Source organism: Streptomyces sp. NPDC030820, from assembly GCF_055572075.1.
Window position 1 is genome coordinate 51,130 of record NZ_JBVIEB010000021.1, and the last position, 23,541, is coordinate 74,670.

A 23,541-nucleotide genomic window follows, 5' to 3' on the forward strand; every position below is an offset into this window, starting at 1 on the left:
GCGCCCGGACCGCATTCATGAGAGGACACCTCCCTTGGCGTCACCGCCCCCGGCGCGGCACCACCGAGCCCGTCGTCGAGCCGACATGTCGCTGATCGGAGGCATACGCCCGCCGATCGCGGTCCTCTCGGCGCTGTTGCTGACGCTCGCCGCCATCACGGCACTCGTGCTGGGCCGGGTCGACGACGCCGGGGTGCCGAAGGCGGTGCTGACGTCCCAGCAGCACTTCGCCGAGGACGGCGCCATCGCCATGCGCGCCTCCATCGACGTGTCCGTCACGGACGTCACCCGCTCCGCCGCGCTGTTCAGCGCCGGACAGCCGGTCTCCGGTGACGCGGTCCTCGACAAACTCGGCAGCACCTACCAGAAGTGGATGGGTACGGCCGTCGTGGAGATCCGCACCGGCAAACTGGTCGCGGCCCGCGGCGAGACGGTGCCGCTGACCTCCGTGGACTTCTCCTCCCTCAACGGCGAGGACGGGCTGGCCCCGCGCATGGTGCGGCTGAAGAACGGCGAGGTGCGGCTGCTGTCCTTCGGGCTGCTGACCTGGCCGGGCAAGCCGCAGCTGCTGCTGGTGGCCTCCCGGAACCTGAAGTTCCCCGGCATCAGCCTCGGCCAGTTCCGCTCCATCGCCGTCGTCGACGCGGCCGGCACGATCCTCAGCAGCGACGGCATCGCCGAACCCGAGTCCGCCCGCAACAGCATCGACCGCAAGGACATCACCGACTCCCGCAAGCAGCTGAAGGCATTCGCCGTGCAGGCCGCCCGCCGCGCGCAGCAGGATCCGCGCAGCAGCAAGGAGCCCGGCAGCGGCGGCTACCAGGGAGTCAGCGGCAGCCTCCTGGGCGGGAAGCTGCTCGGCGACCGGTCCGTCGCCGGATACGCCTCGCTCGCCGCGGCCGAGCCCTCCGGCGCGACCACCACCGCCACCGGGCTCGGCCTCTCCGTGGTCGCCATGGTCAAGGTGACCGAGGAGTCCGGCGGGACCCAGTCCCCGGTGTTCGGGCTGGCGGCGGGCGCCGCGCTGCTCGTCGTCGGCGCCCTGGCCGTGGCAGTGCTGCTGGGCACCGTGCAGCGCCCGCTCATCCGGCTGTTCCTGGAGTCCCGCCGACTCACCCGCGGCGATCTGACCCGGCCCGTCACCGTCCCGGGCTACGGCGAGGCGCGCCGCATCGGCGGCGCCCTTGAACGGCTGCGCCGACAGCTGCTCGGCGAGAGCGCCGAGGCCACCGGAGAGGCCGAACGCCCGCGCGGGCCGCGCCGGGTGGGCACCCGTGCCCTCCTCGCGGTCTGCGCCGTGCTGCTGCTGGCCTGGGCCGCGCCGCTGATGCTGCTGGTGAACCGCGCCGACAGCACGGCCGACGTCCCCCGGCAGCTCGTCAACGACCAGCGCGAACGCACCGACACGCTCAGCGACCGAGTGCGCCGCGCGCTGGACGAGGGCGACGCCGACCTGCAGTTGGTCGCCTCCATGATCGGTGACAAGACCTCACCCGAGGCCATGAACGAGGTGCTGGAGCGCACCTACAACGAGAACAAGCGCTACCGCTCCCTCTACGTCGTCGACTCCTCCGGCGAGATCCGGGTCCGCGAGGGCAAGGACCCGAAGCTGATCCGGGCCAACCGCGTCTCCGACAAGCCCCTGCGGCTGCTGGGCCGCGGCGGCAAGGAGCCCGTGGTCGTCGCCTCCGCCGAGATACCCGGCCGGGCCGGGGAACGGCTGGTCGGCGAGTTCCGCGTCGAGTTCCTCAACGGCCTGCTGACCCGGCCGGGCCTCGGCGCCGTCCGGCTCGTGGACGACCGGAACGGGGTCATCGCCGGCAACACCGGCTTCCTCGCCTTCCAGTCGCTGCCCGACCAGCACCTGAAGGACCTCGTCGAGGCCAGCTCCCAGCGGCTCGGCAAGAAGCCGCGGCCCAACGGCGTGCTGTACCGGGAGAACGGGATACGGATCGCCGCCGCCGCGCCGTTCTCCGGCAGCGGCTCGGCCGAGTCGCTGCACTGGAGCGTGGTCAGCTGGCAGCCCGTCGAACGGCTCGCCATCCCGGAGTACGACACCCAGAACCGCACCGTCCTCGCCGGTCTGCTCGGCGCCGCCGCGGCCGTCGCCTGCCTGGGCTGGCTGCACATCGTCGTGGCCCGGCCGCTGCGCACCCTCGCCGACCGGGCCGAGGCCCTCGCCGGGGGCGACCGCAAGACCGTGCTCTTCCCGCAGCACCACGACGAGGTCGGCGCCGTCACCCGCTCCCTGGAACTCATCCGGCAGCAACTGCAGGGCCAGCGCAAACAGCAGCCCCGCCGGACCCCGCCGGCCCCGCCCTCCGCACCGCGGCAGGACCCGCCCGAGCAGTACGAGCCGCCGTCGTACCCGGACCCTTACCCGCCTCAGCAGTACCCGCCCCAGCAGTACACAAGGAACTGATCACCCGTGCTCTTCCTCTACACCGTGCTGCTGGTCTGCTGCGCGATACTGCTCGCCGCGGGCATCGTGGAACAGCGGCGGCACTTCACCAACCTGGACCACATACCCACCCGGGTGCTGGTCAACGGCATCCGCGGCAAGTCCTCCATCACCCGGCTGTGCGCGGGCGCCCTGCGCGGCGGCGGCCTCACCACCGTCGCCAAGACCACCGGCACCGCGGCCCGGTTCATCCACCCGGACGCCACCGAGGAACCGGTCTACCGCAAGTTCGGCATCGCCAACGTGGTCGAGCAGATCGGCATCGTGCGGCGCGCCGCCGCGTACAAGCCGGACGCGCTGGTCATCGAGTGCATGGCCGTCATGCCGGCCCTGCAGGAGGTCAATCAGTCCAAGCTGATCCGCTCCACCATCGGCGTGCTGTGCAACGTGCGCGAGGACCACCTCGCCGAGATGGGCCCCACCCTGGACGACGTGGCCCGCTCGCTGTGCCGCTCGATGCCCGAGGACGGCATCTGCGTCACCGCCGAGAAGGACCGCTTCCCCATCCTCCAGGAGGAGGCGGACGCCCGTAACTGCAAGCTCATCTACGCCGACCCGGAGACGGTCACCGACGAGGAGCTGCGCGGCTTCAGCTGGTTCACCTTCAAGGAGAACGTGGCCATCGCCCTCGCCGTCGCCGAACTCCTCGGCGTGGACCGCGAGACGGCCCTGCAGGGCATGTACGACGCCCCGCCGGACCCCGGTGTCCTCTCCGTGGAGCGCTATCTGACGCACGAGGGCAAGAAGCTGCGCTTCGCCAACGTCTTCGCCGCCAACGACCCCGAGTCGACGCTGATGAACATCAACCAGCTGCTCGACCTCGGTGCCATCCACCGCCCGCTCAACGTGGTGATCAACTGCCGCCCCGACCGCGTCGAACGCAACGGGCAGATGGGCGAGATCATCCCCGACCTCGACCCCGAGCGCGTCTTCGTCATCGGCCACCCGGCCAAGTCCGCCATCGACGCCATCCCCGCCGAGTTCCGCTCGCGCGCCGTGGACCTCGGCGGCGACCGGCGCGACCCCGAGGAGTTCATGGGCAAGATGCTGGACATGCTCGGCCCGGACTCGTCGATGGTCGCGATCGGCAACATCCACGGCCAGGGCGAGATCCTGCTGGAGCACCTCGCCGAACTGCCGCCGGACGAGAGCGCCGACGAACCGGTGGCCACCGCCCCGGCCGACCGGACCGGGACGGCACCCGCCGCGGTCGACTCCTCCGAGACCATGCAGCTGTACGCGCCCCGCATCGACCCGTACCAGCACTACTCGGAGGCGTACGAGACGCGCTACGCGCAGTACCAGCAGCCCTACGCCCCCCAGGCCCGGGTGCACCAGGCAGGGTACGAGCAGGCGCCGTCGTACGAGACCGCTCAGGACACCTGGACCGAGCCGCAGCCGTACCCCGGCGGGTCCGCCCCCGCCGCGCTGCAGGCACCCGCCGACACGGGCCGGGCGGCCGAACCGGACCGGTCCCGCGGGCTGTTCGAGCCCCGCATCCCACCCCAGCCTTCCGCCGACGACAGCCAGCAGTGGCACAGCCCAGGAGAACAGCGTTGATCCCCTCCGTCCTCACCCCCGAGATCGCCGCGATCGGCATCGGCCTGGGCCTGATGTTCTCGCTCATGTGCTACCTGACGACCAACCTGTCGCCGGGCGGCATGATCACTCCGGGCTGGCTCGCGCTCACGCTCATCGAGGACCTCCAGCGCGCCGCGCTCGTCGTCGGTGTGACCGTGCTGACGTACCTCGCCACGCTGCTCATGCAGAAGTTCGTGATCCTGTACGGCAAGCGGCTCTTCGCGGCCGTCGTGCTCAGCGGTGTGCTGATCCAGGCCACCGTGATCATCGTGCTGCAGATGGAGTTCCCGCTGCTGTACGCGAACCAGACGCTCGGCTTCATCGTCCCCGGCCTGATCGGCTACCAGCTGGTCCGCCAGCCCAAGGGCGCGACCCTGCTGTCCGTCGCGTCCGTCTCCCTCGCCACGTATGTGGTGCTGACCGCCGGCATCCTCCTGGGTGCCATGCCGACCGCCTGAACCCGCCCGTATCCGACGCATTCCTGGAGCCCCCACCATGCCGAAGCGCAAAGGCCGCCCCGTCGTCCACACGGTGACGGTCCTGGCGCTGCTCGCGGGCAGTGCCTTCTTCACCTACGAGCTGCGCAAGGACCAGCAGGCGAAGCTCCCGGCCGCCCAGACCATCACCGAGAACCTGCACAGCTCGGGCGGGGCGACCGGCAAGCAGACCTGGGAACGGCTGAACAACCCGGCGCGCTCGGTGCTGCGCGACGGCAAGGGCGCGGTCATCGCCACCTTCACGGACGGCGCCCGCACCGCCACCCTCAAGGGCCCGACCCGCACCTTCAGTGAACCCGCCAACACCACCACCAAGGTGGTCACCGACGACTGGGTCCGCCTGATGCCGGAGACCTGGACCAAGGGTTCCGAGAAGCAGCAGTGGTTCAAGGACTGGTTCAAGCAGTACTACGGCAGCGAGGAGGACGACGTCTTCGCGTTCGCCTTCCAGTACATCGTGGGCGCGCCGGCCAAGAAGGACGACCAGGGCGTCCAGTACGCGGGGCACGCCACCTACGGCCCGCTCAAGACCGACGGCGTCGACCGCTACGAACAGACCGATTTCTACGACTACCTGGGCATCCCGTACACCTTCCGGGACGGCGTCACCAAGTACCCGCAGAAGGACCGGCTGCGCGCCGTGGACTGCTCCGGCTATCTGCGCCTGGTCTACGGCTACCGGGCCCGCTACCCGCTGATGTCCGACAACGACCACGGCGACGGGCTGCCGCGCACGGCCGACGGCATGGCCCGCGGCAAGGAGGGCGTGGACATCATCAAGCTCCAGGGCCCGAGCCCCTGGTACGTGCGGCCGCAGAACATCGACGTCCTCCAGCCCGGCGATCTGCTGTTCTTCAAGATGGACCACCGCACCGGCAACCACATGGACCACTCCGCGATCTACCTCGGCCCGGACACCGAGGGCCACAAGGTCTTCATCTCCAGCCGCAAGGAGCAGAACGGTCCCACGATCGGCGACCAGGGCGGTGTCTCGCGCCTCGACGGAAACGGTTTCTACGCCGGGCTGTTCCGCAGTGCGAAGCGGCTGTGACCAGGGGCGCCGAGGGCGTCCGTGCGGCCCGCGGCTAGAGTGAACCGGTGAACGGCGACTGGCTCCTGCGCGGCCGAGACGGCCGGCTCAGTGTCTACCAGCTGTCGGGCGACGCCGTCCTGTGCCGGGCGGAGCGCGAACCCGGCGGCCCCTGGACCACCCCGCGCACGGTGGGCGGCGACCAGAAGCTGCACCCCGTCCTGGCGATCGGCCAGGGCGCCGACGGCTACGCCCATCTGGTCTCCTGGCGCCCCACCGTCAAGGGCGAGTCGGGACTCGTGCACTCCACCCACTTCCGCCCGCGGCTGGCGGCCCTTGACTGGAACCCGCTCGGCCACCCGCTGAAGAAGGGCGACCGCACGGGCACGCCCGCGGTCGCCGTCGACGCACAGGGCCGCGCCCATGTCTTCGTGCCCGACGGCCAGGGCGGGGTGCGGCTGCTCGCACAGAAGGAGAAGGGCGGCTGGGAGGCCTGGCGGGACCTGAAGGGCGAGACCGTCCGGGACGGTCTGGCGGCGGTGACGGGGGAGTCCGGCCGGGTCGAGCTGTACGCGGCCTTTTGCGACGGAATCCGCCACTGGCGCCAGGAGGAGGCGGGCGCCGAGCCGGTCCTGACGGAGTCCCTGCGCACCCCGGTCCGCCCCGGCACCCTGTACGCCCTCGCCACGTCCGCCGACAGCACGACGCTCTTCTACACGGACACGGACGGTGACCTGTGCGCCTGGCGTCCCGGCACCAAGCCGGCCGTCCTTCTGCCCTCGACCGGTTCCGGCCCGGTCTCCGCGGTCCGCTGCGAACTCGACGGCCATGACTGCACCCTGCTCGCCCAGCGCTCGGCGAGCGGCCGCGTCGCCTTCGCCGCCTACCCGACGGAACTGGAGTCGGCGGGCGCCTGGTGGACGGAGTCGGGCCCGCGACTGCCGGTGGACGCGACGGTGTCCCTCACCACGGACGCGGACGGCCGGGTGGCGGCGGCAACGTTGTCCGCGTCCACGGGCCAACTCCTGCTGACCCGCCGCAAGTCCGAGCCGGGACTGGCACTGGAGGCGTGGCGGCAGGTCTGAGTGCGCCATGATGGCCGGCGTGGACACCGAGACTCTCATCGACGCCTGGCGGCGTCTCCTCGCCGGCTCCGGAAAGACGTGGGTGCTGTTCGAGCACGGCACCTGCGTGGTGCTCGAACGGCCCACCGGGGACCTCGCCGCCCAAGCCACCGAGATCCTGCGGGAGTTCGGGCCGGTACGGGTCGGGGGCCCCGCGGGCGACTTCCGGGTGCTGGAACTGAACAACGGCGAGGGCTGGCTGGTCACCGGCCACCACCCGGACGTCGTCACCTTCGTCCCGCTGGACGACTCCCCCGATCCCACGCACCTGGCCGTCGGCATCCTCGGCCGCTCCCGGCGCGGTCTGGACGGCACGGAGCTGCACGTCGTCCACGTCGAGGACGGCCGCCGGTCCGCGGGCTGACACGCCTCACGCAGACGCCGGTGCCTGCACTCCGACAGGAGCGCAGGCACCGGCGTTCGTCAGCGAAGCGTTACGCGGGGACGCTCGCCACGCCCTGCGCCAGGAACTTCTTGCCGTTCACGCGCTCCGAGACGCCCTCGCGGTCCAGGTACGGCGTGATGCCGCCCAGGTGGAAGGGCCAGCCGGCGCCGGTGATGAGGCACAGGTCGATGTCCTGGGCCTCGGCGACGACGCCCTCGTCGAGCATGAGCCCGATCTCCTGCGCCACCGCGTCCAGGACCCGGGCGCGGACCTGCTCCTCGGTCAGCACGACGTCGCCCTGCTTCAGCAGCGCGGCGACCTCCGGGTCCAGCTCCGGCTTGCCGCTGTCGTAGACGTAGAAGCCGCGCTTGCCCGCCTCCACGACCGCCTTGAGGTTCGGGGAGACCTTGAAGCGGTCCGGGAAGGCCCCGTGCAGGGTCTCCGAGACGTGCAGGCCGATCGCGGGACCGACCAGCTCCAGCAGCACCAGCGGGGACATCGGCAGACCGAGCGGCTCGACGGCCTTCTCGGCGACCTCGACCGGGGTGCCCTCGTCGATGACGTTCTGGATCTCGCCCATGAAGCGGGTCAGGATGCGGTTCACGACGAACGCCGGGGCGTCCTTGACCAGAACCGCGGTCTTCTTCAGCTTCTTGGCGACGGCGAACGCGGTGGCCAGCGACGCGTCGTCGGTCTTCTCGCCGCGGACGATCTCCAGCAGCGGCAGGACCGCGACCGGGTTGAAGAAGTGGAAGCCCACGACCCGCTCGGGGTGCTTGAGCTTCGAGGCCATCTCCGTCACCGACAGCGAGGAGGTGTTGGTCGCGAGGATCGCGTGTGCCGGGGCGACAGCCTCGACCTCCGCGAACACCTGCTGCTTGACACCGATCTCCTCGAACACGGCTTCGATGACGAAGTCCGCGTCGGAGAAGCCCTCGGCCTTGTCCAGGACACCGGTGACCAGCGCCTTGAGGCGGTTGGCCTTGTCCTGGTTGATCCGGCCCTTGCCGAGCAGCTTGTCGATCTCGGAGTGGACGTAGCCCACACCCTTGTCGACGCGCTCCTGGTCGATGTCGGTCAGCACGACCGGCACCTCCAGGCGGCGCAGGAAGAGCAGGGCGAGCTGCGAGGCCATCAGACCGGCGCCGACGACGCCGACCTTGGTGACCGGGCGGGCCAGGTTCTTGTCCGGGGCCCCGGCGGGACGCTTGCCGCGCTTCTGGACCAGGTTGAACGCGTAGAGACCGGCGCGCAGTTCACCGCTCATGATCAGGTCCGCGAGGGCCTGGTCCTCGGCGTCGTAACCCTGCTGCAGGTCGCCGTTCTTGGCGGCCGCGATGATGTCGAGGGCGCGGTAGGCGGCCGGGGCCGCACCGTGCACCTTGGAGTCCGCGATGAACCGGCCCTTGGCGACGGCCTGGTCCCAGGCCTCACCGCGGTCGATCACCGGACGCTCGACCTCGATGTCGCCCTTGAGGACCTGCGCGGTCCAGATCAGCGACTGCTCCAGGAAGTCGGCGCCCTCGAAGATCGCGTCGGCGATGCCGAGCTCGAAGACCTGCTTGCCCTTGAGCTGCTTGTTCTGGTTCAGCGAGTTCTCGATGATGACCGAGACGGCCTTGTCGGCGCCGATCAGGTTCGGCAGCAGGGTGCAGCCACCCCAGCCGGGGACCAGGCCGAGGAAGACCTCGGGGAGCGAGAACGCCGGGACGGCCTTCGACACCGTGCGGTAGGTGCAGTGCAGACCGACCTCGACGCCGCCGCCCATCGCCGCGCCGTTGTAGTAGGCGAAGGTGGGGACGGCCAGGTTCGACAGACGCTTGAAGACGTCGTGGCCGCCCTTGCCGATGGCGAGCGCGTGCTCGTGCTCCTTGAGGACCTCGACGCCCTTGAGGTCGGCGCCGACCGCGAAGATGAACGGCTTGCCGGTGATGCCGACGCCGACGATCTCGCCGTCCGCCGCCTCCTTCTCGACCTGGTCGATGGCGGTGTTCAGGTTCGCCAGCGAGCCGGGGCCGAAGGTGGTCGGCTTGGTGTGGTCGAAACCGTTGTCCAGCGTGATCAGCGCGAAGCGGCCGGCGCCGAACGGCAGGTCGAAGTGGCGTACGTGCGCACTGGTGACGACCTCGTCGGGGAACTGCTGTGCGGCCTGCTTCAGAAGCTCGGCGGTGGTGCTCACTTGTCCCCCTCGAAGTGCGGGTTCTCCCAGATGACCGTCGCGCCCATGCCGAAGCCGACGCACATGGTGGTCAGGCCGTAGCGGACCTCGGGCTGCTCCTCGAACTGGCGGGCCAGCTGCGTCATCAGACGGACGCCGGAGGAGGCCAGCGGGTGACCGAAGGCGATGGCGCCGCCGTACTGGTTGACGCGCTCGTCGTCGTCCGCGATGCCGTAGTGGTCGAGGAAGGCCAGGACCTGGACGGCGAAGGCCTCGTTGATCTCGAAGAGACCGATGTCGGAGATGCCGAGGCCCGCCTTGGCGAGGGCCTTCTCCGTGGCCGGGATCGGGCCGTAACCCATGACCTCCGGCTCGACGCCCGCGAAGGCGTAGGAGACGAGCCGCATCTTGACCGGGAGGCCGTTCTCGCGGGCGAAGTCCTCGGAGGCGATGATCGAGGCGGTGGCGCCGTCGTTCAGACCGGCCGCGTTACCGGCGGTGACCCGGCCGTGCACACGGAACGGCGTCTTCAGACCGGCCAGGCTCTCCAGGGTGGTCCCCGGGCGCATCGGCTCGTCCGCGGTCACGAGACCCCAGCCGGTCTCGCCGCCCTCCGGGTTGGTGCGGCGCACCGAGATCGGCACCAGGTCCTGCTGGATCTTGCCGTTGGCGTACGCCTTGGCGGCCTTCTCCTGCGAGCGCACCGCGTACTCGTCGGCGCGCAGCTTGGTGATGTGCGGGTAGCGGTCGTGCAGGTTCTCCGCGGTCATGCCCATGAAGAGGGCGGACTCGTCGACCAGCTTCTCGGAGACGAACCGCGGGTTCGGGTCCACGCCCTCGCCCATGGGGTGGCGGCCCATGTGCTCGACACCACCGGCGATGACGGCGTCGTAGGCGCCGAACGCGATCGAACCGGCGGTGGTCGTCACGGCGGTCAGGGCGCCGGCGCACATGCGGTCGATCGAGTAACCGGGCACGGACTGCGGAAGCCCGGCCAGGATGCCGGCCGTGCGGCCGAGGGTGAGCCCCTGGTCACCGATCTGCGTGGTCGCGGCGATGGCGACCTCGTCGATCTTCTTGGGGTCCAGACCGGGGTTGCGGCGCAGCAGCTCCCGGATCGCCTTCACGACAAGGTCGTCGGCGCGGGTCTCGTGGTAGATGCCCTTCGGGCCCGCCTTGCCGAACGGGGTGCGGACGCCGTCGACGAAGACGACGTCCCTGACGGTACGAGGCACGATGGCTCTCCTCCAGGGTGCGGGATGCTGAGCGCTTGCTTAAACACATGCTACTTGTGAGTAATGTTGCTGCCCAGTCCCCTCCGCTGGAGCGGCGAAGGTCACACCACCGCGGCATGCGGTATGGCTTGATCTCGACCCGCAGGCGCCGAACGCGATCAAGCCCTACGGCGGTCAGGCACCCTGGTTCTTGGCCAGCGCGGCGACCAGCACCGGCGTCACCAGCTCCACCTGCCACGCCCGCGCCCCGTATCCGGCCAGTGCGGTCTCCACCGAGCCGGCGTCGATCACCTTCGGTGGTTCCCAGCAGATCCGCCGGACCGTGTCCGGAGACACCAGGTTCTCCTGGGGCATGTTGAGCTGCTCGGCAAGAGCAGTGACCCCCGCCCGGGCTGCGGAGAGCCGGGCCGCGGCGGCGGGATCCTTGTCGGCCCAGGCGCGCGGCGGCGGAGGCCCGGTCACGGGCTGACCCGGCTGGGGCAGCGCGGAGTCCGGCAGGGCCTTGGCCCGGTCGACCGCCGCCTGCCACTGCTCCAGCTGCCGCCGTCCCACCCGGTGCCCGAACCCGTTCAGCGCCGCGAGCGCGTGGACGTTGGCCGGGAGAGCGAGCGCCGCCTCCACGATGGCGGCGTCACTGAGCACCTTGCCCGGCGAGACGTCCCGCCGCTGTGCGATCCGGTCCCGCGTCTCCCACAGTTCCCGTACGACACCGAGCTGCCGGCGCCTGCGCACCTTGTGCATCCCGGACGTGCGGCGCCACGGCTCCTTCCTCGGCTCGGCCGGCGGCGCGGCCGCGATCGCGTCGAACTCCTGCAGGGCCCACTCCAGCTTGCCCTGCCGGTCCAGCTCCTTCTCCAGGGCGTCGCGCAGGTCGACGAGGAGTTCCACGTCGAGCGCGGCGTACCTGAGCCACGGCTCGGGCAGCGGCCGGGTCGACCAGTCGACGGCGGAGTGGCCCTTCTCCAGGACGAAGCCGAGCACGTTCTCGACCATGGCACCGAGGCCGACCCGGGGGAACCCGGCGAGCCGTCCGGCCAGCTCGGTGTCGAAGAGCCGGGCCGGGGCCATGCCTATCTCGCGCAGGCAGGGCAGGTCCTGGGTGGCGGCGTGCAGCACCCACTCGACGCCGGACAGCGCCTCGCCGAGCCCGGACAGGTCGGGGCAGGCGACGGGGTCGATCAGCGCGGTCCCCGCGCCCTCGCGGCGCAGCTGCACCAGGTAGGCGCGCTGGCCGTAGCGGTAGCCGGAGGCCCGCTCCGCGTCGACGGCGACCGGGCCGGAGCCCGCGGCGAAGGCGGCGACCACCTTGGCGAGCGCGGCCTCGTCCGCGACGACGGGCGGAATGCCCTCGCGGGGTTCGAGCAGCGGTGTCGGCGCCCCCATCACAGAAGATCCGGCGTCGTCCGGAGGGGTGCCTCCGGTGGTGCGCAGGGAGCTGTCTGCTGCGGTCTCTTGGGCGTCGGTCACCTGTCAAGGGTATCCGTGTGTGGACGGCGCCCGTCGACGGAACGTTCCGTCGACGGGCGCCGGAGGGTCGTAAACCAGTCAGGTCGGTGAAAGGTGCGGTTCACGTGAGTGAACCGTCTGCTGCTCTGAACGGCTCAGTGGGGCGGCTCGGTAAACGATGATCGATTGGTCGGCTCGGCTCAGTGGATGATCCCCGTGCGCAGGGCCACGGCCACCATGCCGGCCCGGTCGCCCGTGCCCAGCTTGCGGGCGATGCGGGCGAGGTGGCTCTTGACGGTCAGGGCGGACAGGCCCATGGAGACGCCGATCGCCTTGTTCGACTGGCCCTCCGCGACCAGCCGCAGCACCTCGACCTCGCGGCCGGACAGTTCGCGGTAGCCGCCCGGGTGGCTCGGGGTACCCGGGGGGCGGCGGTGCATCCGGGCGGCGCCGAGGGGAGCGGCGCCGGGCCGGGTGGGCAGGCCGAGGTTGGTACGGGTGCCGGTGACGACGTAACCCTTGACCCCGCCGGCCAGGGCGTTGCGCACCGCGCCGATGTCGTCGGCGGCGGACAGCGCCAGCCCGTTGGGCCAGCCCGCGGCGCGGGTCTCGGACAGCAGCGTGAGGCCGGAGCCGTCGGGCAGGTGGACGTCGGCGACGCAGATGTCGCGCGGGTTGCCGATGCGGGGACGAGCCTCCGCGATGGACGAGGCTTCGATGACATCGCGTACGCCGAGCGCCCACAGATGGCGGGTGACGGTGGAACGGACGCGCGGGTCGGCCACGACCACCATGGCGGTCGGCTTGTTCGGGCGGTAGGCGACCAGGCTTGCGGGCTGCTCGAGGAGAACGGACACCAGGCCTCCTGGGTGGGGGGACGGGGCCGGCTTGTGGGGAGGAAGCCGGGACGAACCGTGCTTTCAAGGTCACAGTCGTCTTCGGCAGCAAAGTCGTCCGCCTTTAGAGAATGATCACGATCTAGTGAGTAACAATCTGCGCAATTCGGACGCGCGATCGATCATCCGAAGATCGAATCGGTTCGAGCCGATTCGATTCGGGGTCGGAAAGTGGCCGTATCGACAAAGAGATGGTCAATATGGCGCCCATGCGGATGAACCGCCGGTTCGACGGCTTCGCTCAGCGTGACTGCGGGCCCCTGCGCTGCGGCAGCGTCACCACCGAGGCGTCGCCCGGACCGGCCGGCGGCAGCCCCGCGACCTGGGCCAGCAGATCGCACCAGGAGGCCAGATGGGAGGCGGTGTCCGGCACTCCGCCGAGACCCTCGCGGGGCGTCCAGGACGCCCGGATCTCGATCTGCGAGGCCGCCGGCCGCTCGGCCAGCCCGCCGAAGTAGTGCGAACTCGCGCGCGTGATCGTCCCGCTCGGCTCGCCGTAGCCGAGCCCGCGCGCCTGCAGCGCCCCGGTCAGCCACGACCAGCAGACCTCGGGCAGTAGCGGATCGGCGGCCATCTCCGGCTCCAGCTCCGCGCGCACCAGCGTCACCAGCCGGAAGGTCCCGCGCCAGGCGTCGTGCCCCGCCGGGTCGTGCAACAGCACCAGTCGTCCGTCGGCCAGCTCCTGCTCGCCGTCGACCACCACGGCCTCCAGCGCGTACGCGTACGGGGCGAGCCGCTGCGGGGCGGGCGTGGGCTCCACCTCGACCTGAGGCCGCAACCGGCTGCTGCGCAGGGCGTCGACCGCGGCCTGGAACGCCGGCGGCCCCGAAGTTCCGGAACGCCGGTCCGCCTCCTCGGTGTCCTTCACATCGTCCATTCCGTCAGCGCTGTCCGACATTCGTCCGTGAGCCGCAGCCATGCGGGGAAGAGTAAGGGGAACGGGGCCTTCGTGCAGGGCAAGACACCACCGCGACGCACGTGGCTGCGGGCGAGCGCCCCGACTCCCGGCCGGCACCGGTCGGGGGCGAGACGCATCCGACGGCATGCGAAACTTGCCCTTGTGACCGCCAAGACCAGCATGCAGCCGACAGCGACGTACGACAGCGCCTTCCTCAAGGCGTGCAGGCGCGAACCCGTGCCGCACACCCCCGTGTGGTTCATGCGCCAGGCCGGCCGCTCCCTGCCCGAGTACCGCAAGGTGCGCGAGGGCATCCCCATGCTGGAGTCCTGCATGCGGCCCGAGCTGGTCGCCGAGATCACGCTGCAGCCGGTGCGCCGCCACCACGTGGACGCGGCGATCTACTACAGCGACATCGTCGTCCCGCTGAAGGCCGTCGGCGTCGGCCTCGACATCAAGCCGGGCGTCGGCCCGGTCGTCGAGGAGCCCATCCGCACCCGCGCCGACCTGGCCCGGCTGCGCGACCTCACGCCCGAGGACGTCCCCTACGTCACCGAGGCCATCGGCCTGCTCACCAAGGAGCTGGGCGCCACCCCGCTGATCGGTTTCGCGGGCGCGCCTTTCACCCTCGCGAGCTACCTGGTCGAGGGCGGCCCCTCTCGCACGTACGAGAACGCCAAGGCGATGATGTACGGCGACCCCGAGCTGTGGGCCGACCTGCTGGACCGCCTCGCCGACATCACCGCCGCCTTCCTGAAGGTGCAGATCGAGGCCGGCGCGAGCGCGGTCCAGCTGTTCGACTCCTGGGTCGGCGCCCTCGCCCCGGCGGACTACCGGCGCTCGGCCATGCCCGCCTCCGCGAAGGTCTTCGACGCCGTCGCCGGCTACGGCGTCCCGCGCATCCACTTCGGTGTCGGCACCGGCGAGCTGCTGAAGCTCATGGGCGAGGCCGGCGCGGACGTGGTCGGCGTCGACTGGCGTGTCCCGCTGGACGAGGCGCAGCGCCGCGTCGGCCCCGGCAAGGCGCTCCAGGGCAACCTCGACCCGACGGTCCTGTTCACCGACAAGGACACCGTCGAGGCCAAGGCCCGCGAGGTGCTGGACGCGGCCGCCGGTCTGGAGGGCCATGTCTTCAACCTCGGCCACGGCGTGCTGCCGAACACCGACCCGGACGCGCTGACCCGGCTCGTGGAGTACGTCCACACCGCGACCGCGCGCTGACTCACCAGGTGTAACGGGGCCGTGCCCGCCTGCCGAACAGCAGGCCGCGCGGCTCCGGCGGGGGAGGTGTGCCGGGCTTGAGCGGCCAGGCCAGCAGCATGCCGGCCACGAATCCGACCACGTGCGCCGCGTACGCCACGGTGCCCGCCCCGGACACGCCGTGCCCGGACGAGTAGGCCGCCTGCAGCAGGAACCAGAAGCCCAGCACCAGCCAGGCGGGCAGCCGGAGCGGCAGGAAGACCAGGAACGGGACGAGGACCCAGACCCGCGCCCTGGGCCACAGCACGATGTAGGCGCCGAGCACCCCCGCGATCGCGCCGGACGCGCCGATCAGCGGGTCGCCCGAGGTGTCGTTGAGCAGCGCGAAACCGTATCCGGCCGCGTAACCGCAGACGACGTAGAAGAGGAAGAAGCGGATGTGGCCCATCCGGTCCTCGACGTTGTTGCCGAAGATCAGCAGGAAGAGCATGTTTCCGAGCAGGTGCAGCCAGCTGCCGTGCAGGAACATGGCCGTGAAGACCGACAGCGGCGGCGACTTGTCGTAGGCCGGCGGTGCCGCGACACAGCCCGGACCGTGCGGGCCCACACCGACGCCGCCCGTCGGGACCAGTCTGGGCATCTGATGGTGGATCAGCTCTCTGGGGACCGCCGCGTAGTGGTCCATGAAGGCCTGCAGATGGCACAACTGCGCCAGGTCGCTGCCGCCGGCCACCGAGCCGGCTATGCCGGGCGTGGTGACGAACACCAGGACGTTGGCGGCGATGAGGGCGTACGTCACCCAGGGGGTGCGGCGCACCGGGTTCACGTCATGGACGGGGATGACCACACAGAAGTAGTGCCCGGGATGCGGCGGGCGAATCGGTGAACAGCGCGGGGTGAGTGTGCGTATCTCTCGTCAACCGACGTGAGGACAGGCGATGAGCGAACGAATCATTCCTCCGATGCATGCGCTGCCCGACGGCGAGGCGGAGATCTCCCTGGTCGTACGGCTCCCCTGGGAGGACGTCGCACGGCTCGGCCAGGACGCCGGACGGCTGGCTTCGCAGATGCAGCGGCCCGTGACGCTGGACGAGGCGGTCAGCTATCGGCTGCGGTCGACCCGGCCGACCGCCACGCACGCGAAACCGGCGGGGGAGCAGCCGCCCGCAGCCGTCTCCGCTCTGCCCCGCATCAGCGGAACGGCCTAGGAAGGGGAACAGCCTGGGGAACGCGCATCTTCGCCGTCGCCTTTCTCGCCGCCACCAGGACCGGGTCCCACACCGGTGAGAAGGGCGGGGCGTAGCCCAGGTCCAGGGCTGTCATCTGTTCCACCGTCATCTGCGCGGTCAGCGCCACCGCGGCGATGTCGACCCGTTTCGCCGCGCCCTCACTGCCGACGATCTGGACGCCGAGCAGCCGGCCGGTGCGGCGTTCGGCGAGCATCTTGACCGTCATCGGGGAGGCGCCCGGGTAGTAGCCGGCGCGGCTGGTGGACTCGATGGTGACCGTCTCGTACTGCAGGCCCACCCGGTCGGCGTCCTTCTCGCGCAGACCGGTGCGGGCGATCTCCAGGTCGCAGACCTTGCTGACCGCCGTGCCGACCACGCCCGGGAAAGTGGCGTAACCACCACCGGCGTTGGTGCCGATGACCTGGCCGTGCTTGTTGGCATGGGTGCCGAGCGGGACGTACTGGTCCTGGCCCGAGACGAGGTTGAGCACCTCCACACAGTCGCCGCCCGCCCAGATGTTCCGGTGGCCGCGCACCCGCATCGCGAGGTCGGTGAGCAGGCCGCCGTGCGCGCCGAGGGGAAGACCGGCGGCCCTCGCGAGGGCGGTCTCCGGGCGGACACCGATGCCGAGGACGACCACGTCCGCCGGGTACTCGGCGTCCTCCGTGGCCACCGCACGGGCCCGGCCGTCCTCCCCGGTGAGGATCTTGGTGACCTCGGCGTCGTTCACCATGGTGATGCCTAGGCCCTCCATGGCCCGGTGCACCAGACGGCCCATGTCCGGATCGAGCGTCGACATGGGCTCCTTGCCGCGGTTGACGACCGTCACCTCGAAGCCGCGGTTGATCAGCGCCTCCGCCATCTCCACGCCGATGTAGCCGGCGCCCACGACCACGGCTGTGCGGCCACGCGTGCGTGCCAGCGTTTCCAGCAGGGCCTGGCCGTCGTCCAGGGTCTGCACGCCGTGCACCCCGGGGGCGTCCACGCCGGGCAGGTCGGGGCGGACGGGGCGGGCGCCGGTCGCGATGACGAGTTTGTCGTACGGCGTCCAGGACTCGGCGCCGGAATCGACGTCACGCGCGCGTACCCGTGCTCCGGCCACGTCGATCTCCGTGACCTCGGTGCGCAGCCGCAGATCGATTCCCCGCGCCCGGTGCTCCTCGGGGGTGCGGGCGATCAGGTCGTCCCGTTCGGGGACGTCGCCGCCCACCCAGTACGGGATGCCGCACGCCGAGAAGGAGGTGAAGTGGCCGCGTTCGAAGGCCACGATCTCCAGTTCGCCGGGCCCCTTCAGCCGGCGTGCCTGCGACGCCGCGGACATGCCCGCGGCGTCGCCGCCGATCACGACCAGTCGTTCCGTTCCGCCCCGCCCGCCGCGCATGCTCATGGCACCACGCTACGGGGCGCGGGCAGGTCAGTCCCGGTCGGGCTGCTCCTCGGCGGACTCCGGCGCGGGGCGGGCCGACGGCAGCGGCCCCAGCGCGCTCATCGCGGGCGCGGGCTCCCGCCGGCGCGGCAGCCGGGGCCGTACGACCCGCAGCCACAGCATCGTCAGCAGGGCCGCGCACGCAGCGAACGGCAGGGCGGCGCCGAGCGCGAGGACGATCCAGCGCAGCATGGTCACGAACACGTGCCAGCCGCCGGACAGGGCGTCCACGAAGCCGGGGGAGTCGTCACCGGCCGCCTTCCGCACCGGCGTCCCGGACAGCGACAGCGTGATGGTGGCGAGGCTCGTGCGGTCCTTCAGGGACGCCTGCCGGGCCAGCAGCGCCTCCAGGTCGGCCTGACGGCTGCTCAACTCGCCCTCCAGCTCGACCACATCGCTCAGCTTCGTCGCCCGGGCCATCAGCGCGCGGATCCGGTCGACGCTGGCCCGCTGCGACCTGACGCGGCTGTCCACGTCCACGACCTGGTCGGTGACGTCCTGCGCCTGGGCCGTACGGTCGATCAGCCGGCCCGTGCCCTGGAGTCCGGCGAGCACCTCGTCGTACTTCGCGCTGGGCACGCGCAGCACGACCCGGGTGTGCTCATGGCCGGCGGCGTCCCGGCTCGTGCTCTCCTCGCCGACGTAGCCGCCCGCGTCCTGCGCGGTGGTCCGGGCCTGGTCCAGGGCCTTCGGCACGTCCCTGACCCGGAGGGTGAGGGTCGCGGTGCGGATGATCGCGTTCTGGGTGAGCCGGGGTGTCTTCGGTGCGGCGGGCCTCGCGCTGTCGGCCGTGCCCGGTCCGGTGGCCACGTCGGCGCCGTTCGCCGCGGACTTCGCCGAGGAACCGCCCCCGGAGTCGTCGGCGCCGCCGCACCCGGCGAGAGCGAGGGAGGCGGCGAGCAGGATCCCCGCCAGGGCCCTGGCGGGACGTGCGGGTCGTGCGGAACGTGCTGTGCGCATGGGCGGTACCCCCGAGGGCTCTGCGGCCTGTGACGTTCCTACGACGGCCCAAGGTGCCGGAACGTTCGGCCAACAGTCCCCCTGCAGGAGGACCTCGGGCCCTGGCCGGAGTGTCACTGGGGTCTGAGAAAGTGGGGGCATGAGCGCAACGGGTACGCCCACGGGGCATGTCGTCGTCATCGGAGCCGGTGTCGCCGGGCTGGCCGCCGCCCACCGGCTGCTCGGGCGCGGCGCGCGGGTGACCGTGCTGGAGGCCGCGGACCGGGTCGGCGGCAAGCTGCTGCCCGGCGAGATCGCGGGCGTGCGGGTCGACCTCGGCGCCGAGTCGATGCTCGCGCGCCGCCCCGAGGCCGTGACCCTGGCACGCGAGGTCGGTCTGACCGAGCGTCTCCATCCGCCGGCCACCGCGACCGCCTCGATCTGGACCCGCGGCGCCCTGCGCCCGATGCCCAAGGGCCATGTGATGGGCGTCCCCGGCACCGCCGCCGCGCTCTCCGGCGTGCTCTCCGGCGAGGGCCTGGCCCGCATCGAGCGCGACGCCGACCTGCCGCGCACCGAGGTCGGCGACGACGTGGCCGTGGGGGAGTACGTGGCCGCACGGCTCGGCCGCGAAGTCGTCGACCGCCTGGTCGAGCCCCTGCTCGGCGGGGTGTACGCGGGCGACGCGTACCGCATCTCGATGCGCGCGGCCGTCCCCCAGCTCTTCCAGGCCGCCCGCACCCACACCTCCCTCACCGAGGGAGTCCGCGAGATCCAGGCCAGGGCGGCGGCGAACCAGCAGACCGGGCCGGTCTTCATGGGCATCGAGGGCGGGGTCGGCACCCTGCCGCTCGCGGTCGCGGAGTCGGTGCGGGCGCGGGGCGGGGAGATCCTGACCGGCACGCCGGTCACCGAGCTGCGCCGCGAGGCGTCCGGCGGCTGGCGGATCACCGCCAGGGAGCGCGTGCTGCACGCCGACGCCGTGATCGTCGCCGTACCCGCCCCGGCCGCCGCGCGGCTGCTGCGCGCCGAGGCCCCGGCCGCGGCGGCCGAACTCGCCGCTGTCGAGTACGCCTCGATGGCTCTGGTCACCCTCGCCTACCGGCGTGCGGACGTGGACCTCCCGGAGGGCAGCGGCTTCCTCGTGCCCCCCGTCGACGGCCGCACCATCAAGGCGTCCACGTTCGCCTCCCGCAAATGGGGCTGGATCGCCGAGGAGGGCCCGGACGTGCTGGTGCTGCGTACCTCCGTGGGCCGGCACGGCGAGACGGAGATCCTCCAGCGGGACGACGCCGCCCTCGTCGAGGTGTCCCGGCACGACCTGCGGGAGGCCACCGGCCTGGACGCCGTGCCCCTCGAGACCCGGGTCACCCGCTGGACCGACGGCCTGCCGCAGTACCCGGTCGGGCATCACGCGCGCGTGGCCCGCATCCGCGAGCACGTGGCCAAGCTGCCGGGCCTCGCGGTGTGCGGCGCGCAGTACGACGGCGTCGGCATCCCGGCCTGCGTCGCGAGCGCGTACGCGGCCGTCGACCAGCTCGGCGGCGACCTGAGCGGAATCCGGGAGCTCATGGCCAACCCGGTGCAGAGCCTCCACGGCGGAGCGGGAGAATAGGGACCATGAGTGACGATGCCCCCACCACCGAGTCCGGCAGGATCCCGAACAAGGGCAAGCTGGCCAAGGACCTCAACGAGGTCATCCGCTACACCCTCTGGTCGGTCTTCAAGCTGAAGGATGTGCTGCCCGAGGACCGCGCGGGTTACGCCGACGAGGTCCAGGAGCTGTTCGACCAGCTCGCCGCCAAGGACGTGACGATCCGCGGCACCTACGACCTCTCCGGCCTGCGCGCCGACGCCGACCTCATGATCTGGTGGCACGCCGAGACCAGCGACCAGCTGCAGGAGGCGTACAACCTCTTCCGCCGCACCAGGCTGGGCCGCGCCCTCACGCCCGTGTGGTCCAACATGGCGCTGCACCGCCCCGCCGAGTTCAACCGCTCGCACATCCCGGCGTTCCTCGCCGACGAGACCCCGCGCAACTACGTCAGCGTGTACCCCTTCGTGCGCAGCTACGACTGGTATCTGCTGCCCGACGAGGACCGCCGCCGCATGCTCGCCGACCACGGCAAGATGGCCCGCGGCTACCCGGACGTGCGCGCCAACACGGTCGCCTCGTTCTCCCTCGGCGACTACGAGTGGATCCTGGCCTTCGAGGCCGACGAGCTCTACCGCATCGTCGACCTCATGCGCCACCTGCGCGGCTCCGAGGCCCGCATGCACGTCCGCGAGGAAATCCCGTTCTTCACGGGCCGCCGCAAGGACATCGGCGACTTGGTGGCGGGCCTGGCCTGAAGCGCCCCCGCAAGGGGCGTCAGCGCCGGCCGCTCCTCAAAAGGCCTCGCTGAGCCTCTTTTGCCGGCCGATCCGCCGGAGGCAACCGGTGCGGCGCGCACGACGTGCGCCGCCCCGGAACCCGCCCCTCCAGCAGGTACGCGTCGAGGTGGCCGTTGACGCACTGGTTCGGCCCGCCCCCGATCCCGTGCGTCCCCGCGTCCCGCTCGGTCACCAGCACCGAGCCGGCCAGCCGCCGGTTCATCTCCAGCGCCCCCGGGTACGGTGCCGCCGCGTCCCGCTCGGCCGCCAGGATCAGCACCGGCGGCAGCTCACCCGGCCCGGTCCGCACGTCCAGCGGCTGCTGCCGGGGCGCGGGCCAGTACGCACACGGCAGGTTCGTCCAGGCGTTGGCCCATGTCTCGAACGGCGCCGACCGGGCCAGCCGGGTGTTGTCCCGGTCCCACACCTTCCAGTCCGTCGGCCAGGGCGCGTCGTTGCACTCCACGGCCGTGTAGACCGCGCTGCCGTTCTCCGCCTCGGCGGCCGTCTCCGTGCCCGGCGCGGCCAGCCGGACCAGCGGCTTCGAGTCGCCGTGCAGATAGGCCGAGAGCGCCTCGGCCCTGCTCGGCCAGAAGTCGTCGTAGTACGTGGCCGTCAGGAACGCGTTCTGCAGCTGGCCGGGACCGACCTTTCCGCCGGCCGCCTTCCCGCCCAGGCGTCGGCGGGCGGTGTCGTAGCTGCGCTGCACCTTCTCTGCGGTGTTCCCGAGCTTGTAGACGTCGTCGTGGCGGGCGATCCAGTCCCGGAAGTCCGCCCAGCGGTCCTCGAAGGCGGCCGACTGGTCGAGGTTGTCGCGGTACCAGACCTTCTCCGGGTCCGGGTTCACCGCCGAGTCCAGCACCATGCGCCGTACGTGCGAGGGGAACATGGTCGCGTACAGCGCGCCGAAGTAGGTGCCGTACGACGCTCCGACGAAGGTCAGCCGGTCCTCGCCCAGCGCGGCCCGCAGCACGTCGAGGTCCCGGGCGTTGTTCAGCGAGGTGTAGAAACGCAGCCTGCTCCCCGAGCGCCGGGCGCAGCCGCGCGCGTACGCCTTGGCCTCGGCGATGCGCTGCCGCTTGAAAGCCTCCGTAGGGTGGGTCGGCGCCGCGGTGGGCGCTTTGACGAAGCGTTTCGGGTCCGCGCAGGACAGCGGCGCCGAACGGCCCACGCCGCGCGGGGCGTAGCCGACCAGGTCGTAGGCGGCGGCGATCCGCTGCCACTGCGGGACCGCGCCGCTCAGCGGGAAGTACATGCCGGACGCGCCGGGGCCGCCGGGGTTGTAGACGAGGGCGCCCTGCCGGGGGACCTTCCGCTTGCTGTTGCGCGGGTCCTTATGCGTCGCCGGGAGCCGGCTGACGGTCAGTTCGATCTGGGCGCCGTCCGGGTGGGCGTAGTCGAGCGGGACGGTCACCGTGCCGCACCGCAGAGTGCGGGGCGCCTCCGGTACGTCGGCGGCGGAACACGTGCCGAAGTCGATGCCGGCCGCCCGGGCGTGGGCCACGGCCACCTCGGTGCCGCGCAGCTCGGCCGTGCCGGGGGCGGCCGGCCGCCCAGCCGCGCCGACCGCACCGCCCGCCGGGGCGGCGGCCAGGGTGGTCAGCAGCAAGAACCCGGCGGCCGAGTACAGGGCGGCAGCTCTCATCGCGTATCCCTTCGGTGCGGCGGCGGCGATGGCACGGCTGCCAGGCCCCGGCGACAACAAAAGGGATATTTCGTTCGGTCCATGGTGAAGGCAAGCACCACCCGGTCGGTGTCGGCGTCAATGCCCCCTATGCGCCCCTGGAACGACCCTGTGGAGAGACCGCGGCCGCTCTCACTCCCGCCAGGGCTGGTCGCGGTGGGTGAAAGCGGCGCGCAGTTGCGGCTCACCGATCGCACGGATCCCGCGTACCGCGACCGAGGTCAGGAACGACCGCTCGTCGCCGGCCGGCCTGCGCACCAGCGCGCCCAGCAGCCGCTGCCCGGCCGGGGAGGCCCAGCGCGAGTACGGGTGCACCTCGAACCGGGCGATGGCCAGACAGCTCAGGCAGAGGACGAGGGGCAGGGCGAACCACAGTGCGACCAGCAGCCGTGGCGTCCCGGTCTGGATGGGCAGCAGCAGCGCGGTCACCCCGAGCAGCGCCACGGCCGGCACGGCGGTGCGCACCTGGCGGACGGCGGCACCCACGGTCGCACCGGTGCCGTCGGGGACGGCGAGACCGGCGCGCACCAGCCGGTCGGCGAGCCGTCGTACCGCCTCGGCACCTGCCGCCCGGGCCCGCACGGGTGCGATGCGCGACTGCCCCTCCGGACCTATGGCCCCTATGACGGACTGCTCCATCTCGTCGCGCCCCTGGGGGTCCACCACCGTGGCCCAGCCGGTGTGCGCGAGCAGCAGGCGCCGCTGGCGGGCCATGGCCACCATCGTCACATCGGCGACCCGGGCCGGGCCGCCGGAGAGGAAGGCCGCCTCGTACAGCGTCAGATCGCGCTCCCGGTCCGCCGTCGCGGCATCCGCGTCCAGGGCTGCCGCGCGGACGGCCGCCAGGCACAGCCGGGTGCACGCCGTACCGGCGAAAGCCCAGGCCAGGAGCAGGAGAAGGACCCAGAACATGACGTGTTTCTATGCCAGAGGCCTGGGTGGACGCCATGCCGTGTTCAGCATCCGGACACAGTGTCGG

General features: G+C 71.7%; 20 protein-coding genes. 10 read left to right on the forward strand and 10 right to left on the reverse strand.

The window, feature by feature from the left end; all coding sequences use genetic code 11:
* Positions 1-85: 85 nt before the first annotated feature.
* The 6 genes from ACZ418_RS38555 to ACZ418_RS38580 are packed head-to-tail and all read left to right on the forward strand — an operon-like array spanning position 86 to position 7,057.
* On the forward strand, positions 86-2,422 hold the full coding sequence (locus ACZ418_RS38555) for a HAMP domain-containing protein (protein WP_468372374.1): 2,337 nt from the start codon (positions 86-88) through the stop codon (positions 2,420-2,422).
* Between the two features lie 6 nt (positions 2,423-2,428).
* A complete protein-coding gene (gene pgsB / locus ACZ418_RS38560) occupies positions 2,429-4,021 on the forward strand; it encodes a poly-gamma-glutamate synthase PgsB (protein ID WP_468372377.1) in 1,593 nt (530 codons plus the stop codon).
* Positions 4,018-4,500, forward strand: a complete 483-nt coding sequence (locus tag ACZ418_RS38565) for a poly-gamma-glutamate biosynthesis protein PgsC/CapC (protein ID WP_031169214.1) — start codon at positions 4,018-4,020, stop codon at positions 4,498-4,500. The genes pgsB and ACZ418_RS38565 overlap by 4 nt, the downstream gene beginning before the upstream one ends.
* Before the next feature lie 37 nt (positions 4,501-4,537).
* Positions 4,538-5,590 carry an NlpC/P60 family protein gene (locus tag ACZ418_RS38570; RefSeq protein WP_468372379.1) on the forward strand — a complete coding sequence of 351 codons (1,053 nt, stop codon included), beginning with the start codon at positions 4,538-4,540 and terminating at the stop codon, positions 5,588-5,590.
* 47 nt (positions 5,591-5,637) lie between these two features.
* The gene (locus ACZ418_RS38575; RefSeq protein WP_468372381.1) at positions 5,638-6,654 is read left to right on the forward strand and encodes a hypothetical protein; all 1,017 of its coding nucleotides are present in this window, start codon (positions 5,638-5,640) and stop codon (positions 6,652-6,654) included.
* 10 nt (positions 6,655-6,664) lie between these two features.
* The gene (locus ACZ418_RS38580; RefSeq protein WP_468372541.1) at positions 6,665-7,057 is read left to right on the forward strand and encodes a hypothetical protein; all 393 of its coding nucleotides are present in this window, start codon (positions 6,665-6,667) and stop codon (positions 7,055-7,057) included.
* A 70-nt stretch (positions 7,058-7,127) separates the two neighbouring features.
* On the opposite strand, the gene ACZ418_RS38585 is transcribed toward ACZ418_RS38580, so the two are convergent.
* The 5 genes from ACZ418_RS38585 to ACZ418_RS38605 all read right to left on the reverse strand — a co-directional run bounded on the left by ACZ418_RS38585 (position 7,128) and on the right by ACZ418_RS38605 (position 13,732).
* On the reverse strand, positions 7,128-9,257 hold the full coding sequence (locus ACZ418_RS38585; RefSeq protein WP_468372383.1) for a 3-hydroxyacyl-CoA dehydrogenase NAD-binding domain-containing protein: 2,130 nt from the start codon (positions 9,255-9,257) through the stop codon (positions 7,128-7,130).
* Positions 9,254-10,471: a thiolase family protein gene (locus ACZ418_RS38590; protein ID WP_468372385.1), complete on the reverse strand. Its 1,218-nt coding sequence runs from the start codon at positions 10,469-10,471 to the stop codon at positions 9,254-9,256. The genes ACZ418_RS38585 and ACZ418_RS38590 overlap by 4 nt, the downstream gene beginning before the upstream one ends.
* Positions 10,472-10,645: 174 nt before the next feature.
* Complete coding sequence (locus tag ACZ418_RS38595) at positions 10,646-11,938, reverse strand: ribonuclease D (RefSeq protein WP_468372388.1); 1,293 nt, start codon at positions 11,936-11,938, stop codon at positions 10,646-10,648.
* Between the two features lie 179 nt (positions 11,939-12,117).
* Complete coding sequence (locus tag ACZ418_RS38600) at positions 12,118-12,774, reverse strand: LuxR C-terminal-related transcriptional regulator (protein ID WP_468372390.1); 657 nt, start codon at positions 12,772-12,774, stop codon at positions 12,118-12,120.
* A 280-nt stretch (positions 12,775-13,054) separates the two neighbouring features.
* The gene (locus tag ACZ418_RS38605) at positions 13,055-13,732 is read right to left on the reverse strand and encodes a DUF3000 domain-containing protein (protein WP_450983275.1); all 678 of its coding nucleotides are present in this window, start codon (positions 13,730-13,732) and stop codon (positions 13,055-13,057) included.
* A 159-nt stretch (positions 13,733-13,891) separates the two neighbouring features.
* On the opposite strand from ACZ418_RS38605, the gene hemE reads away from it, so the two are divergent.
* Positions 13,892-14,932: a uroporphyrinogen decarboxylase gene (hemE, locus tag ACZ418_RS38610; protein WP_468372543.1), complete on the forward strand. Its 1,041-nt coding sequence runs from the start codon at positions 13,892-13,894 to the stop codon at positions 14,930-14,932.
* A gap of 1 nt (position 14,933) precedes the next feature.
* Here the strand turns inward: hemE and ACZ418_RS38615 are convergent, their stop codons facing one another.
* The gene (locus tag ACZ418_RS38615; RefSeq protein ID WP_468372394.1) at positions 14,934-15,758 is read right to left on the reverse strand and encodes a rhomboid family intramembrane serine protease; all 825 of its coding nucleotides are present in this window, start codon (positions 15,756-15,758) and stop codon (positions 14,934-14,936) included.
* A gap of 91 nt (positions 15,759-15,849) precedes the next feature.
* On the opposite strand from ACZ418_RS38615, the gene ACZ418_RS38620 reads away from it, so the two are divergent.
* Positions 15,850-16,119: a hypothetical protein gene (locus tag ACZ418_RS38620; RefSeq protein ID WP_468372396.1), complete on the forward strand. Its 270-nt coding sequence runs from the start codon at positions 15,850-15,852 to the stop codon at positions 16,117-16,119.
* Here ACZ418_RS38620 and ACZ418_RS38625 read toward each other — a convergent pair.
* Complete coding sequence (locus ACZ418_RS38625) at positions 16,103-17,527, reverse strand: FAD-dependent oxidoreductase (RefSeq protein WP_468372398.1); 1,425 nt, start codon at positions 17,525-17,527, stop codon at positions 16,103-16,105. The two genes, ACZ418_RS38620 and ACZ418_RS38625, sit on opposite strands and share 17 nt — an antisense overlap.
* A gap of 27 nt (positions 17,528-17,554) precedes the next feature.
* On the reverse strand, positions 17,555-18,526 hold the full coding sequence (locus ACZ418_RS38630) for a DUF4349 domain-containing protein (protein ID WP_468372400.1): 972 nt from the start codon (positions 18,524-18,526) through the stop codon (positions 17,555-17,557).
* A gap of 139 nt (positions 18,527-18,665) precedes the next feature.
* Between ACZ418_RS38630 and hemG the strand changes: the two genes are divergently transcribed.
* Positions 18,666-20,120 (forward strand): protoporphyrinogen oxidase, encoded by a 1,455-nt coding sequence (gene hemG / locus ACZ418_RS38635; protein WP_468372402.1) that lies wholly within the window; start codon positions 18,666-18,668, stop codon positions 20,118-20,120.
* 5 nt (positions 20,121-20,125) lie between these two features.
* Positions 20,126-20,857 carry a hydrogen peroxide-dependent heme synthase gene (gene hemQ, locus ACZ418_RS38640; protein ID WP_468372406.1) on the forward strand — a complete coding sequence of 244 codons (732 nt, stop codon included), beginning with the start codon at positions 20,126-20,128 and terminating at the stop codon, positions 20,855-20,857.
* 19 nt (positions 20,858-20,876) lie between these two features.
* Here hemQ and ACZ418_RS38645 read toward each other — a convergent pair whose 3' ends face one another.
* Positions 20,877-22,523 (reverse strand): alpha/beta hydrolase, encoded by a 1,647-nt coding sequence (locus ACZ418_RS38645; RefSeq protein WP_468372408.1) that lies wholly within the window; start codon positions 22,521-22,523, stop codon positions 20,877-20,879.
* Positions 22,524-22,694: 171 nt separating this feature from the next.
* On the reverse strand, positions 22,695-23,474 hold the full coding sequence (locus tag ACZ418_RS38650; protein ID WP_468372411.1) for a TIGR04222 domain-containing membrane protein: 780 nt from the start codon (positions 23,472-23,474) through the stop codon (positions 22,695-22,697).
* Between the last annotated feature and the right edge of the window lie 67 nt (positions 23,475-23,541).